General features: G+C 65.8%; 13 protein-coding genes and 4 tRNA genes. 2 read left to right on the forward strand and 15 right to left on the reverse strand.

Features of this window, described 5'->3' with window-relative positions; translation table 11 throughout:
- Positions 1-80: 80 nt before the first annotated feature.
- The 5 genes from ACQ651_RS08055 to ACQ651_RS08075 all read right to left on the reverse strand — a co-directional run bounded on the left by ACQ651_RS08055 (position 81) and on the right by ACQ651_RS08075 (position 5,887).
- Positions 81-212 (reverse strand): hypothetical protein, encoded by a 132-nt coding sequence (locus tag ACQ651_RS08055; protein ID WP_267898149.1) that lies wholly within the window; start codon positions 210-212, stop codon positions 81-83.
- A gap of 97 nt (positions 213-309) precedes the next feature.
- Positions 310-2,406, reverse strand: a complete 2,097-nt coding sequence (gene recG / locus ACQ651_RS08060) for an ATP-dependent DNA helicase RecG (RefSeq protein WP_430448987.1) — start codon at positions 2,404-2,406, stop codon at positions 310-312.
- A complete protein-coding gene (gene ligA, locus ACQ651_RS08065) occupies positions 2,399-4,681 on the reverse strand; it encodes an NAD-dependent DNA ligase LigA (RefSeq protein ID WP_430448988.1) in 2,283 nt (760 codons plus the stop codon). The genes recG and ligA overlap by 8 nt, the downstream gene beginning before the upstream one ends.
- A gap of 98 nt (positions 4,682-4,779) precedes the next feature.
- Positions 4,780-5,493: a response regulator transcription factor CtrA gene (ctrA, locus tag ACQ651_RS08070; protein WP_227286680.1), complete on the reverse strand. Its 714-nt coding sequence runs from the start codon at positions 5,491-5,493 to the stop codon at positions 4,780-4,782.
- 118 nt (positions 5,494-5,611) lie between these two features.
- Positions 5,612-5,887 (reverse strand): DUF1153 domain-containing protein, encoded by a 276-nt coding sequence (locus tag ACQ651_RS08075; protein ID WP_227286682.1) that lies wholly within the window; start codon positions 5,885-5,887, stop codon positions 5,612-5,614.
- A gap of 134 nt (positions 5,888-6,021) precedes the next feature.
- Here ACQ651_RS08075 and mnmA point away from each other — a divergent pair, with 134 nt between their 5' ends.
- The gene (mnmA, locus tag ACQ651_RS08080) at positions 6,022-7,167 is read left to right on the forward strand and encodes a tRNA 2-thiouridine(34) synthase MnmA (protein WP_430448989.1); all 1,146 of its coding nucleotides are present in this window, start codon (positions 6,022-6,024) and stop codon (positions 7,165-7,167) included.
- Between the two features lie 181 nt (positions 7,168-7,348).
- Here the strand turns inward: mnmA and ACQ651_RS08085 are convergent.
- The 7 genes from ACQ651_RS08085 to soxR form a co-directional block, all read right to left on the reverse strand.
- Positions 7,349-7,425, reverse strand: a tRNA-Asp gene (locus ACQ651_RS08085).
- A 37-nt stretch (positions 7,426-7,462) separates the two neighbouring features.
- Positions 7,463-7,539, reverse strand: a tRNA-Asp gene (locus ACQ651_RS08090).
- 235 nt (positions 7,540-7,774) lie between these two features.
- Positions 7,775-8,731 carry a DMT family transporter gene (locus ACQ651_RS08095; protein WP_227286685.1) on the reverse strand — a complete coding sequence of 319 codons (957 nt, stop codon included), beginning with the start codon at positions 8,729-8,731 and terminating at the stop codon, positions 7,775-7,777.
- A 220-nt stretch (positions 8,732-8,951) separates the two neighbouring features.
- Positions 8,952-9,890 (reverse strand): pirin family protein, encoded by a 939-nt coding sequence (locus ACQ651_RS08100; protein ID WP_430448990.1) that lies wholly within the window; start codon positions 9,888-9,890, stop codon positions 8,952-8,954.
- Positions 9,891-10,158: 268 nt separating this feature from the next.
- Positions 10,159-10,234: transfer RNA gene (locus ACQ651_RS08105), tRNA-Val, on the reverse strand.
- Between the two features lie 178 nt (positions 10,235-10,412).
- Positions 10,413-11,003, reverse strand: a complete 591-nt coding sequence (locus tag ACQ651_RS08110) for a histidine phosphatase family protein (RefSeq protein WP_430448991.1) — start codon at positions 11,001-11,003, stop codon at positions 10,413-10,415.
- 64 nt (positions 11,004-11,067) lie between these two features.
- Positions 11,068-11,541 (reverse strand): redox-sensitive transcriptional activator SoxR, encoded by a 474-nt coding sequence (gene soxR, locus ACQ651_RS08115; protein ID WP_375552127.1) that lies wholly within the window; start codon positions 11,539-11,541, stop codon positions 11,068-11,070.
- 74 nt (positions 11,542-11,615) lie between these two features.
- On the opposite strand from soxR, the gene ACQ651_RS08120 reads away from it, so the two are divergent.
- Positions 11,616-11,846, forward strand: coding sequence for a hypothetical protein (locus ACQ651_RS08120; RefSeq protein WP_430448992.1), 231 nt, complete (start codon positions 11,616-11,618; stop codon positions 11,844-11,846).
- Positions 11,847-11,957: 111 nt separating this feature from the next.
- On the opposite strand, the gene ACQ651_RS08125 is transcribed toward ACQ651_RS08120, so the two are convergent.
- The 3 genes from ACQ651_RS08125 to lon form a co-directional block, all read right to left on the reverse strand.
- Positions 11,958-12,032 (reverse strand) — tRNA-Val (locus ACQ651_RS08125).
- Positions 12,033-12,045: 13 nt separating this feature from the next.
- The gene (locus ACQ651_RS08130) at positions 12,046-12,573 is read right to left on the reverse strand and encodes an HU family DNA-binding protein (protein ID WP_430448993.1); all 528 of its coding nucleotides are present in this window, start codon (positions 12,571-12,573) and stop codon (positions 12,046-12,048) included.
- Between the two features lie 277 nt (positions 12,574-12,850).
- Positions 12,851-15,256, reverse strand: coding sequence for an endopeptidase La (gene lon, locus ACQ651_RS08135; protein ID WP_430448994.1), 2,406 nt, complete (start codon positions 15,254-15,256; stop codon positions 12,851-12,853).
- Positions 15,257-15,724 lie beyond the last annotated feature (468 nt).

The following is a 15,724-nucleotide window of genomic DNA, read 5'->3' on the forward strand; positions in this document are numbered from 1 at the left end:
CAGGCAGTTGAGCCGGGCGCAGATGGGGATATCACGCGCGGCATCGGCCTCTGACAGACCGCAGGCAGTCTCGGGAAAACTCAGATCAGTCCGGGCAGGTGAAACAGGCCTACCGTCAGACCGGCCAGAAGCAGCACACCAATGCTGTCATAAAGCAGCGTGTCACGGGATCGGGCGAGGATACGGGCGGCTTGGGTGATCATGTCGTTCATCCTGTCTCAACCTTTTGTTGACCCTTTGTTCTCATTTTCCGGCCGCTCTGTAAAGAACTTTTTGAGAACATACGTGAACAAAAGCCGATTTTGGTGATTAACCGACTGAAATCAGGCGAATCGCTTTGTCCTGCTCCAGCAGCCACAGCAGCACGCGCATCGACTGGCCGCGTGGGCTTTTCAGAACCGGGTCGCGTTCCAGAAGCGCGCGCGCGTCGCTTTGCGCGATCGCCATCAATGCGGTCTGGCTTTCCAGATCGGCCACCCGGAACCGCGGCAGCCCCGATTGCGCCGTGCCGATCAGGTCGCCCGCCCCGCGGATCGCCAGATCCTCCTCGGCGATCCGGAAGCCGTCCTCGGTTTCGCGCAGCACGCTCAGCCGGCGCTTCGCGCTCTCGCCCAGAGGGCTGCGATACATCAGAAGACAGGTGGAGGCCGCCGCCCCCCGGCCCACGCGCCCGCGCAGCTGGTGCAGCTGCGCCAGCCCGAAAATCTCCGCCTGTTCGATCACCATGATCGAAGCATTGGGCACATCCACCCCCACTTCGATCACCGTGGTCGCCACCAGAACGCGGGTGCGCCCGGCCTGAAAATCCTCCATCGCGCGGGTTTTCTCGGCGGGCGGCATCTGCCCGTGAACAAGGCCCACCACCCCCTCGCCCAACTCCGCCCGCAGCGTCTTGAACCGCTCTTCGGCCGCCGTCGCCTCGTAAACCTCGCTCTCCTCCACCAGCGGGCAGACCCAATAGGCCTGGCGCCCGTCGGCGACCGCATCGCGCAGATGCTGCACCACCTCGGCGATCCGCGCGGCCGAAATCAGCGCGATCTTCACCGGGGTCCGGCCGGGGGGCTTTTCGTCCAGCACGCTGATATCCATGTCGCCATATTGCGCAAGGCTCAGGGTGCGCGGGATCGGCGTCGCCGTCATCACCAGCATGTCCGCCGCCCGCCCCTTGCGGCTCAGCCGGATCCGTTCGCGCACACCGAACCGGTGCTGTTCGTCCACGATCGCCAGTCTCAGATCGGCAAATTCCACATCTTCCTGAAACACCGCATGGGTGCCCACCAGAATCCGGATATCGCCCCGCGCCAGGGCGGCCAGCTTCGCGCGCCGCTCGGCGCCCTTGTCCGCCCCGGTCAGCATCTCGATCACCACGCCCGCGGTTTCCGCCAGCGGTTTCAGATTGGCATAATGCTGCCCGGCGAGGATCGAGGTGGGCGCCATCATCACGCCCTGCCCGCCCGCCTCCACCGCGATCAGCAGCGCCATCAACGCGACCAGCGTCTTGCCCGCGCCCACATCGCCCTGCAGCAGCCGGCTCATCCTGACCGGCGCGCCCATATCCGCCGCGATCTCGTCTATCGCGCGCAACTGCGCCCCGGTCGGGCTGAACGGCAGATGATCCAGCACCTTTTGGCGCAAACTGCCATCCCCGACGGAGGCGAATCCCTTCACCTTGCGCACCGACAGGCGCGCCAGCCCCAGCGTCATCTGATGGGCCAGCAATTCGTCATAGGCCAGCCGCTCCCGCGCCTTGGCGCTGCGCGACACATCCTCCGGCCCCTTCGGGTTATGGGCCTGCGCCAGCGCGTCGGGCCAAGCCGGCCAGCCCTTGCGCTTCAGCAATTCCAAGTCGATCCATTCGCCCAGATAGGGCGCCCTCGGCAGGGCGGAGGCCACGGCCTTCGCCATGCCCTTCTGCGTCACGCCCGCCGTCAGCGGATAGACCGGTTCGAAGCCCGGGATCTGCGCCGCCTCCTCCGGCGGCACGATATGGTCCGGATGCGCCATTTGCGCGACGCCGTCGAACAACTCGACCCGGCCCGAAACCACCCGCCGGCTGCCGGTGGGCAGGATCCGCTCCAGATAATCGCCCTTGGCGTGGAAGAAGACGAGCTGAAACACGGTCTCCGCGTCGCTCACCTCCACCCGGTAGGGCCCGCGGCCGGCCGGTTTCCGGTGCCGCCCGACCGTCACCTCCACCGTCGCCATCCCCGGCAGATCCACCTCGCGGATCGTGCGCTTGCGGCTGCGGTCTATCCCGCCCACCGGCAGGGTCAGCAACAGATCCTTGGGCGTTTCGATATGCAGGCCACTGTAATGCTTGGCGGTTTTGGGGCCGATACCCTCAAGGGTCTCCAGACCCGCGAAAAGCGGGAACAGGATCTCGGGCCTGCCGCGCGCCTCAGGCATCGCCGCGCGCCGCCCGGCCCCCGCCCTCGCCGATCAGCGCCAGCCAGCCATCCTCGTCGATCGTCTCGATGCCCAGATCGGCGGCCTTCCTGGCTTTCGATCCCGCTCCTGGACCCGCCACAAGCAGATCCGTCTTGGCAGAGACGGAGCCCGCGACCTTCGCGCCCAAGGCCTCCGCCCGCGCCTTGGCCTCGGCCCGGGTCATCTTTTCCAGCGTCCCGGTGAAGACGACGGTCTTGCCCGCAACCGGGCTGGCGGCGGCATCCCGGATCTCCATATCCGCGATCTCCAGATGCGCGACCAGCCGTGTGATCGAGGCCCGCTCCCGCGCCTGATGAAAGGTGGTGACCAGCGACACGGCGACGGTCGGGCCGATCCCGTCGATGCCCACCAGATCGTCCCACGCCTCCCGCGCCGCCGGGTCCAGCCCGTCCCACAGGGCGCTGCGGGTGGCGGCCAGATTGGCGCGGCGGCCCTCCGCTTCGGCCTGCCGGCGTTCCGCCAGAACCGCCTCTTCGGCCGCGCGCTGGCAATCGGCGGCGGGCCCGGCGGCATCGACGGCGGCCAGGAACGCCTCCCAGCTCACGTAATGCCGCGCCAGATCGGCGGCCGCGACCTCGCCCACATGGCGAATGCCAAGCGAAAAGATCAGCCGCGCCAGCGGGATACGGCGCTTGTCGCGGATCGCCGCGAACAGATTGCCGGCCGATGTCTCGCCCCAGCCCTCGCGGTTCCTGAGCTGTTGCAGGCCGCTTCCGAACCGCGCCTCAAGCTCGAAGATATCCGCAGGTTCCGCGATCCAGCCATCCTGATGAAACTGCTCCACCTGCTTCGCGCCCAGCCCTTCGATGTCGAAGGCCGCGCGGGACACGAAATGCTTCAGCTTTTCAACGGCCTGCGCCGGACAGATCAACCCCCCGGTGCAGCGACGCACCGCATCGCCTTCCTCGCGGACCGCGTCCGAGCCGCATTTCGGGCACAGCATCGGGAAGTCATAAGGCACCGCGCCGTCGGGCCGTTTCGACAGATCCACATCGGCCACTTTCGGGATGACGTCGCCGGCGCGGTAGACCTGAACCCAATCCCCCTCGCGGATGTCCTTTCCGTCGCGGATCGGCTTGCCGCGCGCATCGCGCCCGGCGATGTAATCCTCGTTGTGAAGCGTCGCGTTGGACACGACCACACCGCCGACCGTCACCGGCGTCAGGCGGGCAACCGGCGACAGCGCGCCGGTGCGGCCGACCTGGATCTCGATCTTTTCCAGCCGGGTCCATGCAAGTTCCGCGGGGAATTTATGCGCAATCGCCCATCGCGGCGTGGTCGATCGGACCCCAAGGCGGCGCTGCAACTCCAGATCGTCCAGCTTGTAGACGACCCCGTCTATGTCATAGCCAAGCGTCGCGCGCGCCTGTTCGATCGCCGCGTAATGGGCCAGCAATTCCGCGGTGCTGTCGCAGCGGCGGGTCAGGTCATTGGTCTGGAAGCCCAGCGCCTTCAGCCGTGCTATCGCCCCCGTCTGCGTCTCGGCAAGCGGCTCGGAGACCTGCCCCCAGGCATAGGCGAAAAAGCGCAGCGGCCGGGCCCGGGTGATCGCCGGGTCCAGTTGGCGCAAGGATCCCGCCGCCGCGTTGCGCGGATTGGCGAAACTCTTCTCGCCCGCCTCCGTCTGGCGCGCATTCAGCGCGGCGAAATCCTCGTGGCTCATATAGACCTCCCCGCGCACCTCCAGAAGCTGCGGCGCGTCGGGCAGGGTTTCGGGGATATCGGCAATGGTGCGGGCATTGGCGGTGACGTTCTCGCCCACGGCGCCATCGCCCCGGGTGGCAGCCTGCACCAGCGCGCCGTCTTCGTAACGCAGCGACAGGGACAGACCGTCGATCTTGGGCTCCGCGGTAAAGGCGAGCGGCGCGGTGTCGTCAAGGCCCAGATAGCGGCGGATGAAGCTCACGAACTCGCCCACATCTTCCGCATCGAACGCATTGCCGAGCGACAGCATCCGCTCGGCATGGGCGATCTTGGAGAACCCATCGGACGGGGCCGCGCCGACCTGATCGGTGGGGCTGTCGGCGCGTTTCAACTCGGGAAAGGCCGCTTCCAAAGCGGCGTTTTCCCGTTTCAGCGCGTCATATTCCGCGTCGCTGATCTCGGGGGCGTCGTTCTGGTGATAGGCCGTGTTGGCCGCCGCGAGACGCGCCGCCAGCTCCGCCAGCCGCGCCTCCGCCTCGGATCTGGAAACGCCCTTTACACTGTCCGGCCCTGTCGAGAGGTCACTCATTCGCCGCTGGTCCCCCGCCCGCAATCACTGTCAAAGTGATAGGAGGCGGCCGCCCTCAGGTCCAGCCCGCGATCGCATGCGCCGGGCGTCGGCCGCGGTCAGGCGCTGGCGGCAATCTCTTCCGTGCCGATCTCCGGCTGCGGGTCGCGCAGCACATAGCCGCGACCCCAGACCGTTTCGATATGGTTGTCGCCGCCGGTCGCTTCGCTCAGCTTCTTGCGCAACTTGCAGATGAACACGTCGATGATCTTCAGTTCCGGTTCATCCATGCCGCCGTAAAGATGGTTCAGAAACATCTCCTTGGTCAGCGTCGTGCCCTTGCGCAGGCTCAGCAGTTCCAGCATCTGGTATTCCTTGCCGGTCAGATGCACCGTGCGGCCCTGCACATCCACCGTCTTGGCATCCAGGTTGACCGAGATCTCGCCGGTCTTGATCACCGATTGCGCATGGCCCTTGGAGCGCCGGATGATCGCATGGATCCGGGCCACCAGCTCTTCGCGATGGAAGGGTTTGGTGAGATAGTCATCGGCCCCGAACCCGAAGCCTTTCAGCTTGTTTTCCGTATCGTCCGCCCCCGACAGGATCAGGATCGGCGTGTCGATCCGCGCCAGACGCAACTGGCGCAGAACCTCATGGCCGGTCATGTCGGGGAGGTTCAGATCAAGAAGGATCAAATCGTAATCATAAAGCTTCGCAAGATCGATCCCTTCCTCGCCCAGATCCGTCGAATAGACGTTCAGATTGGCGTGGCTCAGCATCATCTCGATGCTCTTTGAAGTGGTGGGATCGTCTTCGACCAACAGAACGCGCATCAACTCTCTCCGATTCTCAATCCGGCGTTGGCACTACCCTGAGGCGAAATGGTTAATTACAAGTTACCCTGTTAAATAGTTCCGCACGGTAATGACAATTGATGCCGCCTGAATCCGATTACTGGCGGTAACGTTGCAACGCCGTGGCACGCAGCGCTGCTTCTCCGTGATTGGCAACCGCCTCCTTCCAGGATATTAACTCTTCTTCGGACAAGCTCCAAATGTCCATCGCTTCCGTGGCGGAAATCAGCCCATGCTCCACCGCGCGCACCACGGCGGCCTTGCGGCTGGCCACCCAGCGGCGCGTCGTGGGGCTCGGCAAATCGGCGCGGGTCATCTGCGTGCCGTCTGGCAGGGTCACTGCATGCGGCCCCTTTATGCGTCGGATATACATCACGGGTCCTCTCTCACCTCGTATTCCATGGCAGATTTGCCCCAAACTGCTTAAAGAGGGGTAAGCGGCAGCCTTGTGGATAGGATGCATTTTCCTATATTGCGCCCGAACCCGCCGATCGGAGCCCGCACCCCATGCCCCTCGACACGCCCCCGTCCGAGCTGAACTCGCTCGGTCTGCCCAAAGCCCCCGCGGATACCCGCGTCGTCGTCGCCATGTCGGGCGGGGTCGACAGTTCCGTCGTGGCCGCACAGCTGGCGGAGGAAGGCTATGACGTGGTCGGCGTGACCCTGCAGCTTTACGATCATGGCGCGGCGCTGGCCAAGAAAGGCGCCTGCTGCGCGGGCCGCGACATTCACGATGCGCGCCGCGTCGCGGAGGAGATGGGCTTTCCCCATTACGTGCTGGATTACGAAAACACCTTCCGCGAGGCGGTGATCGACGAATTTGCCGACAGCTATCTGGCGGGCGCCACGCCGGTGCCCTGCATCCGCTGCAACGAACGGGTGAAATTCAAGGACCTGCTGGAAACCGCGAAGGATCTGGATGCCGATTGCATGGCCACGGGCCATTACATCCAGCGCAAGATGGGCCCCGCCGGGCCCGAGCTGCATTCCGCCGCCGATGCCGCGCGCGATCAATCCTATTTCCTGTTCTCCACCACGGCGGAACAGCTCGATTATCTGCGCTTTCCCCTCGGCCATCTCGCCTCCAAGGCCGAGACGCGGGCGCTGGCCGCGCGATACGGGCTCGGCGTGGCCGACAAGCCCGACAGCCAGGACATCTGCTTCGTGCCCAACGGCGACTACGCCGCGGTGATCGAGAAACTGCGCCCCGGCGCGGGCGAGCCCGGCGATATCGTCGATATGGAGGGCCGGGTTCTGGGCCGGCACACGGGCGTCATCCACTACACCATCGGGCAACGGCGCGGCCTTGGCCTCGGCGGTCTGGCCGACCCGCTTTACGTGGTCAAACTGGACCCGGACACGCGCCGCGTGATCGTTGGCCCGAAAGACGCGCTCTCCACCCGAACCATCCCCGTGCGGGAGATCAACTGGCTGGGCGACGCGCCCTTCACCTCCCGGCCCGAGTGGCACATGGGCGTCAAGATCCGCTCCACCCGCCCCCCGCGGGAGGCGATCCTGCGCCCGATATCGGAAACCGAGGCGGAGGTCGAACTGCTCACCCCCGAACAGGGCGTCAGCCCCGGGCAGGCCTGCGTCTTCTATGCGCCCGAAGGCTCCCGCATCTTCGGCGGCGGCTGGATCTGGCGCGGCTAGGCTCCTGCTTCAAGCGTGAAACGACATCGCAACACCCGGGCGCGAACCGACGGGCCGGTGATCTCATGCCCTCCCCACGCCTGAGCATGGCCCGCCGCATGGCCTGCCGCGCGCGCAGAATACCACCCATGACGCCGAGAACAGGCCAGCACGGAAGGGGTGTGTTGAGTGGGGGGAAACGTGGCGCGGTTGACGGGGCTCGAACCCGCGACCCCCGGCGTGACAGGCCGGTACTCTAACCAACTGAGCTACAACCGCGCGCGACGCAACGGCCCCTGACCGGGCGGGATGGTGGTGGCGCGGTTGACGGGGCTCGAACCCGCGACCCCCGGCGTGACAGGCCGGTACTCTAACCAACTGAGCTACAACCGCTCACCATCCGCCGGACCAAAGGCCCGTGGCGTGACGCGTGGTCTATGCTGTGCTTTGCGCCCCGTCAAGCGGGCAGAGACGCAAAAACGCCCCGCATCGATCCAAGGTTTAGGCCATCGCGGCCGTCCGGCGAAACCGAAGCGCCCGGCCGCCGGATCGGACCTGCGGGCGCGGCCGGATTGCGCGGCCCGCCGCCCAATGGCGTGCGCCCCGCCCCGGCGCGAAAACGCGGCATCTACCGCGTGCCGAGCTTCCGTTCGCGCCAGAACACGTAAAGCCCCGCCACCGCGATCAGAACGATACCCGCCCAGACATGGGCCTCCGGCACCTCACCGAAGACCATCCAGCCCCAGAAAATCGCCATCGGCAGGGCGGCGTATTCGAACGGCGCGATGGTGGCCGGATCTCCCAGCCGGTAGGCTTGGCTCAGGGCATAGCCGATGCAACCGCCCAGAACCCCGATCAGCACGAAAAGCCAGATCTCCGCGGTCTCCGGCCAGACCCATGCCCGCAGCAGGAACACCAGACTTTCATTGCTCACCCCGTCGGCGAAACGCCCGTCTCCCGCGACAAGGAAAAACCCCGCCCCCACGGTCAGAAATGCCAGATGGATGTAGACCGACATCGCCGCCGCGCTGGACCCCGCGCCCAGCTTGCGCGTCAGAACCTGCATGCCCGCATAGCCCAAGGCCGCCAGAAGCGGCAGGGCCGCGGCCCATCCGATCCCCTCGCCCGCGTCGGCCCATGGGCGCATCATCACGATGACCCCCAGAAACCCCACCAGAACCGCGCCCAACCGGCGCGGGCCCACCGTTTCGCCCAGAACCGGGATCGACAACAGCGTGATGCAAAGCGGCGCGATGAAGAAAAGCGCCGTCGCCGTGCCAAGCGGCATCACCGCAAGGGCCGCGAAAAAGGTCATGTTGGCGAACACGATCAGCGACGCGCGCAACAGATGCAGCCCCGGCCTGCGCGTCCGGAGCAGGTGAAAGCCGCCCTCCATCCGCACGAAGGCCAAGGCCATGCACAGGCCGATGGCCGACCGGATGAACACCATCTGATGCAGCGGGAAATCCTCGGACAGAAGCTTGATGATCATGTCGTTGACCGAGATGAACAGCATCGCCACCAGGATCAGGCCGATCGCCACCTGGCCCAGTCCGATGCCCCTGTCCCGATCCGCGCTCAGCATCCCCGCCCCTCCCGTCGTCATCACCCGGGCTACACCGATACCCGCGCCGGCGCCAGCGCCGCGCGGCGATGCCGCCACGCGCCCTGCGCCGGTCCGCGAAACCGGCGCGCGGGGTCATGGAGTTTCGCCCCCGGCGGATCGGACGCGCAAGACGACGGTCCGCCGGAGGCCGGCAAGCGCCGCGGCCGGAACCCCGACGCCACCCATGGCGCGCAACGCCCTACCGGCTCGGCAAGGGAATGAACTCCTCATCATCGCCCGGCGGCAACTGAAACCGGCCATGCTGCCAGTCGCCCTGCCGCCACGCCTCCTTCGCCTCGTCGATCCGCTCTTTCGAGGACGCCACGAAATTCCACCAGATGTAGCGCGGCCCCTCCAGCGTCTCACCACCAAGGATCATCACCCGCGCGCCCTGTGCGCCGGCCGTCATCGACACCCGGTCCCCGGGGCGGAACACCATCATCTGCCCGGCCTCGAACCGTTGCCCGGCAATCTCCACCGCGCCCGTCACCACATAGGCCCCGCGATCCTCGTGATCGTCGGGCATCGGCAGCGTCGCGCCGGGCTGCAACACCGCATCCGCATAGAACATCTCCGACGCGGTTTCGACCGGGGCGCGCTCGCCATAGGCATGGCCCAGGATCAGGCGCAGCTCCTTGCCCTCGCCCTCCATCATCGGCAATTTGGATTTGCCCGCATGCACGAAGCCCGGCGCGCCATCCTCGGCCCCTTTCGGCAGCGCGATCCATGTCTGGATGCCCGCCAGCGTGTAGGGCGCCTTGAGCATGTCCTCGTCGATCCGCTCGGAATGGGTGATCCCGTGGCCCGCGGTCATAAGGTTCACCGCGCCGGGTTCGATCCACTGATCCGTGCCGAGGCTGTCGCGGTGGTGAAACTTGCCCTGATAGAGATAGGTGACCGTCGCCAGCCCGATATGCGGATGCGGGCGGATATCCACCCCCTGCCCGGTCACGAACTCCGCCGGACCCATCTGGTCGAAGAATATGAACGGGCCGACCATCTGGCGTTTCGGCGCCGGCAGGGCCCGGCGGACTTCGAAATCCCCCAGATCGCGGGCGCGCGGGACGATCACGGTTTCGATCGCGTCGACACCGTCTCCGGTGGGGCACTCTGGGTCAAGGGCGGGGTTCCAGCTCATCTCGGGGCCTCCTTCTCGGGCAACTCGCGTTGCAGGATAGGTAGGGTCTCCGGTGGGGTTTGGGCAGGGTGTTCCACCCACAGATAATGTGCGCCTGCGCACGAAAGGTACGATTCAAATCGAAAGCTATGCGAAATTGCTCAGATCTGGATAGGCCGCCAGGAAATCTGCCCCTGTGCCGGTCTGCTTCGAACCGCACGCGGGTCTTCCGACCCGACGCATATTCCGCGAGGCACAAAGGGAACCGCGGCAAGTCGTGGAAAGGAGATGGTGGGTGATGAGAGACTCGAACTCCCGACATCTTCGGTGTAAACGAAGCGCTCTACCAACTGAGCTAATCACCCGCCCGCGCCGCTCTAGCAAATAGCCGGGGGCGGACGCAAGCGCGGTTTCATCCCGGCCGCGTCTCTCGGGCGGATGCGCCCGCAGCTTGCGGCCGCCTCCCGAGATCTCCGCCGCGCCGGATGCGGCCCATGGCCCCCCTCCCCGACATGAACCCGAAGCCGCCGAGACCTCCCCCCCTCAGGAGCCCGGACGCAGAACCGTCTCCACGCCGTTCTCGATTGCGAAAACCACGCCCTGCTCGTGATCCAGCCAGGCCATTTCGTCAAACTCCAGCCCCAGAAGCTGCCCGCGCAGAACCGATGACGTGATGCCATGGGTCACCACCAGCGCGGGGCCCGACAGATCCCCCAGAAAGCCGGAGACGCGGGCGGCAAGGCTGGCATAGCGCTCTCCGCCCGGGGTGTTCAGGGACAGGGCGAACACGGTGTCATGGGCGGTGTAGATCCCGGGCCAGCGGGGCGCGATCTCCCCATGGGTCAACCCCTGCCACGCGCCCATATCCACCTCCGCCAGCCGCGCGTCAAGGCGCACCGGGCCGTCATGGCCCGCGCAGTTCGCCGCGATCTCCCATGTGGCGCGGGCACGGCCCTGCGGGCTGCAATGAACCGCCAGATCGGCATGCGCCGCCAAGATTTCCGCCACGATCCGGCCCTGGGCCGCAGCCTGGGCACGGCCCCTGTCGGTCAATGGCGCATCAAGCCTGCCCTGAACCCGGCGGTCCAGGTTCCAGGTCGTCTCGCCATGGCGCAGGATATAGACCGGATACATGGGCGCAGCCCCTAGGCCGGAACGCGGCCGGGCGCAAGCCGCCGGGCGCGCGCGCCCGTGCGCCTCAGCCTTCCAGTGTGCTCCGCTCCTCCGGCGCGCCGGTCCAGCGTCTCGCGCCCGGCCCGTTGGCGGCAAGCGTGTCCCGGGGATTGTAAAGCGGGCAGGTCTCCAGCGACAGGCAGCCACAGCCGATGCACGATGCCATCTGCTTGCGCAATCGCTGCAGGGTCTCGATCTGCGCATCCAGCCGCGCCGCCCATGGCTCCGCCGCGCGGGCCCAGTCGGCGGCGGTGACAACCGAATTGGGCGGCACCGCGTCCAGCACGATCCTGATTTCCGACAGCGGTACGCCCACCGATTGCGCCGCGCGGATGATCGCCACCCGGCGCAGCTCCCGCCGGTCGTAGCGGCGATGATTGGCGCTGTTCCGCCATGAACTGATCAGCCCCTCCGCCTCGTAATAATGGAGCGTCGAAACCGCGACCCCCGCCCGTGCCGCCATGGCCCCCACACTCAGATCCTTCGCAATCGCCGACATTTCCGCTTTACCTCAAGTTCACTTGAGGTCGTAGCGTGACCCTGTTGAGACGATTCGCCAAGAGGAGAAAGCCCATGGCCCGCCCGATCACCCGCACCGCGCCCCCTTATCCCAAAGTCCGCTTTCCGGGCTTTCTGTCGCTGATGCTCAAGGCAGTTCTCCGCGCGGCGGATCACCGCCGACAGGCCCGCGCCTTCGACCGGGCGATGACCGATCCCCATCTGGCCCGCGATATCGGCCTGCCGGAGGTTCCGAGTGCCCCGGCAAATCCCCATCCGCTTGCCAGAATAGGAGAGCTGCGCTGACCGCCGGACGGGCGCGCCTCTCCCCAGGTCTTTACCCGCACGCCCGAGGGATACCGGCAACCGCGCACACCCGGTCCGCGCGAAATCTGGCAGCAAGACAGAAGGAAGGCATGGTGGGTGATGAGAGATTTGAACTCCCGACATCTTCGATGTGAACGAAGCGCTCTACCACTGAGCTAATCACCCGTAGGGCGGGCTTTTAGCCATCCTCGCCCGGCTTCGCAAGACCTTCCGGCGACGACTGATGCCGCTTGATCCGGGTGACCAGAACATCGCCGTTCCTCGCCGGATTGCGGCGTTTGACATTGACCTTGCCAAGGGGCGGCACGACCAGATCCTTGCCGCTGTCGAGCGCCTTGCCAAGCTCCTCAAGGACCAGTTCCACCACGATCCGCAAATCGCTCCGCTTCATCGCGGAGCGGGCCGCGACCGCCGCCAGCAGATCGCCGCGCTTGAACTTCTCGCTGCCTGTCCCTCCGGTGCCGGTTTCCGCATCGGCCACCTCCGCGACCGGCTCGGCCGCGGGGGGTGCCCCGGCCACCTCAGCGTCTGCCGCCGACGCCGCGCCTCGCGTCACCTTGTGCGCCGCATTGTGCACAGGGGCTTCGGCCTCCGTCTCCGCCGCGGGCATCGCTGCGGCGGTGGCGTCCTTCGGGGCGGATCTTGCGGTTTTCGTGCGCCGCCGCCCCGCGGGTGTGGATTTGCGTGGTTTGCTGCTCGTGGCCATGATCTGGCCCCCTGCTCATTGTTGCAACTCAGAACACAGCCTAGCGGTCCTTTGCACAGCCGTCAAAAGAACAACCCGGTCAATCCCGCAGACCGCATGACGCCCCTTGCGGCTGTCCTCCCCACCCCGCCGGGCCCAGGTTTGCCCCTCCGCAGCCGCTATCCCGGGCGCTTCGACAGGGCCCGGGGCAAGGGGGCCGCGCGCCTGCGGGGCAAAGAAAAAAAGCGTGCCGGGAAAACCTGGCACGCTTTTCGCAGTCACCTATCCGGCGCGGTCGTCAATGCGCCACGGTCGCACCGCCGCCGGGGCTTTCCAGCGCAGCCTTGGCCGCGGCGGCTTCCTCGGCCGCCTCGTCCCATTCCACCGGCTCCGGCTGCCCGATCAGCGCATGACGCAGAACCTCGGTCACATGGGCAACGGGGATGATCTCCAACCCCGCTTTCACATTGTCCGGGATCTCCGGCAGATCCTTCGCATTCTCCGCCGGGATCAGAACGGTCTTGATCCCGCCCCGCAGCGCCGCCAGCAGCTTTTCCTTCAGCCCGCCGATGGGCAGGACATTGCCACGCAGCGTCACCTCGCCCGTCATCGCGATATCCTTGCGCACAGGGATCTGGGTCAGCACCGACACGATAGAGGTCACCATCGCCACGCCGGCGCTTGGCCCGTCCTTGGGTGTGGCCCCCTCGGGCACGTGGACATGGATGTCGAGCTTGTCGAATTTCGGCGGTTTCACCCCGATGCTCGGGCTGATCGACCGCACGAAGGACGACGCCGCATCGATGGATTCCTTCATCACATCGCCCAGCGTGCCGGTGGTCTTCATCCGGCCCTTGCCCGGCAGGCGCAGCGCCTCGATCGACAGAAGATCGCCGCCCACCGATGTCCAGGCCAGCCCGGTGACCACGCCGATCTGGTGGTCCTCCTCGGCCAGTCCGAACTTGTGACGGCGCACGCCCAGCATGCCTTCCAGCTTGTCCGGCGTCACGGTCACGCTCTTCGCGGCGCCCCGCACGATGGTGGTCACCGCCTTGCGCGCCAGCTTGGCGATCTCGCGCTCAAGGTTCCGCACACCCGCTTCGCGCGTGTAATAGCGGATCACATCGGTCAGCGCCGCGTCGGTCAGCTCGAACTCGTCCTTTTTCAGACCGTGGTTCTTGACCTGCTTGGCCACCAGATGCTGTTTGGCGATCTCGCGCTTCTCGTCCTCGGTGTAGCCCGCCAGCGGAATGATCTCCATCCGGTCCAGAAGCGGCCCCGGCATGTTGTAGGAGTTGGCCGTGGTCAGGAACATCACGTTCGAAAGGTCGTATTCCACCTCCAGATAGTGATCGACGAAGGTCGAGTTCTGTTCCGGGTCCAGAACCTCCAGCATCGCGCTGGCCGGGTCGCCCCGGAAATCCTGCCCCATCTTGTCGATCTCATCGAGCAGGATCAGCGGGTTCGTGGTTTTCGCCTTCTTCAGCGCCTGAACGATCTTGCCCGGCATCGAGCCGATATAGGTCCGCCGGTGGCCGCGGATCTCGCTTTCGTCGCGCACCCCGCCCAGAGAGATGCGGATGAACTCGCGCCCCGTGGCCTTGGCGACCGATTTGCCGAGGCTGGTCTTGCCCACGCCCGGCGGCCCGACCAGACACAGGATCGGCCCTTTCAGCTTTTTCGAACGCTGCTGCACGGCGAGATACTCGACGATGCGCTCCTTGACCTTTTCCAGACCGTAATGATCGTCATCGAGGATCTTTTCGGCCCGGCCCAGATCCTTCTTCACGCGGGATTTCACGCCCCACGGGATCGACAGCATCCAGTCGAGGTAATTGCGCACCACCGTCGCCTCGGCGCTCATCGGGCTCATGCTCTTGAGCTTCTTGATCTCGCCTTCGGCTTTCTCGCGCGCCTCCTTGGACAACTTGGTCTTGGCCACCCGCTCTTGCAGCTCGGCCACTTCGCCCGCGCCATCCTCGCCATCGCCCAGCTCCCGCTGGATCGCCTTCATCTGTTCGTTGAGGTAATACTCCCGCTGCGTGCGCTCCATCTGGCTCTTCACGCGGGTCTTGATCTTCTTTTCCACCTGCAGCACGGACATTTCGCCCTGCATCAGGCCAAAGACCTTCTCCATCCGCTCGCCCACGTCGAGCGTTTCCAGAAGCTCCTGCTTCCGGCTCACCTCGATACCCAGATGGCCCGACACCAGATCGGCCAGCTTGGCGGGATCCTGCGTTTCCGCAACCGAACTCAGCGCCTCTTCGGGGATGTTCTTCTTGACCTTCGCGTAGCGTTCGAACTCCTCGCCCACCGTGCGCAGCAGCGCCGAAACGGTCGCCTCGTCACCTGGGCTTTCGGCAAGCGGCGTCACGCGCGCCTCGAAAAACTCGGGATTGTCGACGAAACCGGCGATCCGCACCCGCGCGCGCCCCTCGACCAGCACCTTGACGGTGCCATCGGGCAGCTTCAGCAGTTGCAGCACATTGGCCAGCACGCCGATTTCATAGATCCCGTCGGCGCTCGGGTCGTCGACACCGGGGTCGATCTGCGCCGACAGCAGGATCTGCTTGTCATCCGCCATCACCTCTTCCAGCGCGCGCACCGATTTTTCCCGGCCCACGAAAAGCGGCACCATCATATGCGGGAACACCACGATATCGCGCAGCGGAAGGACGGGATATGTCGTCTGATTATCTGGCATCTTGCCTTCCTTATTCTTGGCAAGAGGGCACGGGACCCTGACTTGGCAGCAATCCCCCTGGCCCTCTCCGGATCAGAAGGTCTTAATCTGGGGCACCCGGCGGGCAAATTCAAGCACATCCGGGGCGCGATCCTTAATGCAACCTGCACAGCCATGAAGACCGGCACAAGGCAAGATTTGCCTTCTCCACCGGGAATAACCGCAAAATATGGCCATCTTCGAGGCGTCGGGACGGCCTGACGGGGGCGCGGCGAAAGCCGCCCGCGACGGCCCCGCCGTGATTTCCGTGGCCTCCGTCCGAAGACGCCCGACCGCCTTGGTATCCGCCCATGGACCCCGCAGTTCGCCACGCGTTTCGAATTGCCGAACGCCTCTTCCCCGAATGCGGGCGCAATTCATCCGGCAATTGCCAAATCCCCGAAAACCTATAGCGTAAGATTACCCGGCATCGTCACTCCTCATGAAAGG

The sequence above is a fragment of the Rhodophyticola sp. genome (assembly GCF_965284195.1).
Taxonomy (GTDB): Bacteria; Pseudomonadota; Alphaproteobacteria; order Rhodobacterales; family Rhodobacteraceae; genus Rhodophyticola.